General features: G+C 69.7%; 2 protein-coding genes. One reads left to right on the forward strand and one right to left on the reverse strand.

Annotation, left to right across the window (positions count from 1 at the left end; translation table 11 throughout):
- The first annotated feature begins 216 nt into the window (after positions 1-216).
- Entirely contained in the window at positions 217-1065 is an 849-nt protein-coding gene (locus ACFC09_RS46010) for an IS5 family transposase (protein ID WP_376539190.1), read from the forward strand.
- Here ACFC09_RS46010 and ACFC09_RS46015 read toward each other — a convergent pair.
- On the reverse strand, positions 1013-1540 hold the full coding sequence (locus tag ACFC09_RS46015; protein WP_376539192.1) for a hypothetical protein: 528 nt from the start codon (positions 1538-1540) through the stop codon (positions 1013-1015). The genes ACFC09_RS46010 and ACFC09_RS46015 overlap by 53 nt on opposite strands.
- Positions 1541-1657: the final 117 nt, after the last annotated feature.

Consider the following 1657-nt stretch of genomic DNA (forward strand, 5'->3'; position numbering starts at 1 on the left):
AGAAGCCGTCTCTCAACCGATCATGGAACGTGCGGGTCGAACAGGTTTCCCGCCGGGGTGATCTTCCCGTTGTGCGCGCATGAAGACAGGGCCTCTCGGTAGCTCGGGGATGCGAATCTAACCGAGCAGTGCCGGGAGGCCCTGGTGTCGTTGTTGTACGCGTTGGAGCCCGTCAACTTCAACTCGGCCACGCCATCGTGTGATTGCCTCGCGCACGTGTACGGCAACGCGGCCGACCATCCGGACCGGGTGCGCCGGTATCCGTCGGACATGACGGACGCGGAGTGGGCGGCCATCCGGCCGTTGCTGCCGGTGCCGGCCTGGCTGAAGGGGCGGGGCGGGCAACCCGAGGGCTACTGCCACCGCCAGCTGCTGGACGCGATCCGCTATCTGGTCGCGGGCGGGATCTCCTGGCGGGCGATGCCCGCGGACTTTCCCGACTGGGGCCGGGTCTACGCCTTCTTCCGCCGCTGGCGCGAGCACGGGCTGATCGCCGAGTTCCACGACCGGCTGCGCGGGAAGGTCCGTGAGCGCGAGGGCCGTGAGGCCGAGCCCACTGCGGGGATCATCGACGCGCAGTCGGTGCGGGCCGCCGCGACGGTGCCGGCCGCCTCACGCGGCTACGACGGCGGGAAGAAGGTGCCCGGGCGTAAGCGGCACATCGTGACCGGCACGCTCGGTCTGCTCCTGGTCGTCGCGGTCACCGCCGCGAACATCGGCGACCGGGACGCCGCCGCGGGCCTGCTGGGGCGGCTGCGCCGCCTGCACCGCGACATCACCCTCGTCTGGGCTGACGGCGGCTACACCGGCTCCCTCGTCGACTGGTGCCGTCAGAAACTCGCGCTGACCTTGGAGATCGTCAAGCGCACCGACGACATGGCAGGGTTCGTGGTGCTGCCCAGGCGCTGGGTGGCAGAGCGCACGTTCGCGTGGCTGATACATTCGCGCCGGCTGGCCCGGGACTACGAGACGTTGCCGGCCAGCAGCGAGGCGATGATCCGGTGGTCGATGGTCACGCGGATGAGCCGGCGTCTGGCACGGCCACGGGCCGCCGGCCGACGCTGAATGCCCCCGACGTCTCCTGCAGGAGCCACCCGCGCTCCGCCAGACGCCGGGCCTTCGAGCGCACCCCCTCGACCTTCGCCGACGTTGTCTCCAAACCCAGCCGAACCGTGATCTCCCTTGCCTTCAGCGGCCCTTGGCCCGCAGGCTGGCTCTCATCGAGCACGCCCAGAATCCGCTGGTAGTCCGGCGCCAGCACCGTCACCGGCAGTCCTTCGCGCCAAGGCGGCACGATCGAGCCCGGCACCGGCTGAGGCGAGGACACGGTTTCCGCCTTCTCCTCGGTCACGGCGGTGGTCTCGGCAGCCGAGGCCGCCAGGGCCTCCACCAGCTCTTCCCGCGCGATCACCCGCCGGTCCAGCTCGATCTCCGCGGCCTCCAACACCCCGGCCAGCCGCGCGACTTCCTCGCGCAGTCCTTCCACCCGCACCCGGGCCGCTGTCTCCCGCTCCTCCAGCATTCCCAGCACCGACGCCATCGCGCACCTCTCGATCACGGAGCCGAAACAAGACGCCGCATGCCTCCCTCATTCCGAGCTAGACCATGCCTGACCAGCGAAAATCAAGCGATCGTGTTCGGTTGAGATACGGCTTCT

It is taken from the genome of Streptomyces sp. NPDC056161 (assembly GCF_042268025.1).
Classification (GTDB): Bacteria; Actinomycetota; Actinomycetes; order Streptomycetales; family Streptomycetaceae; genus Streptomyces.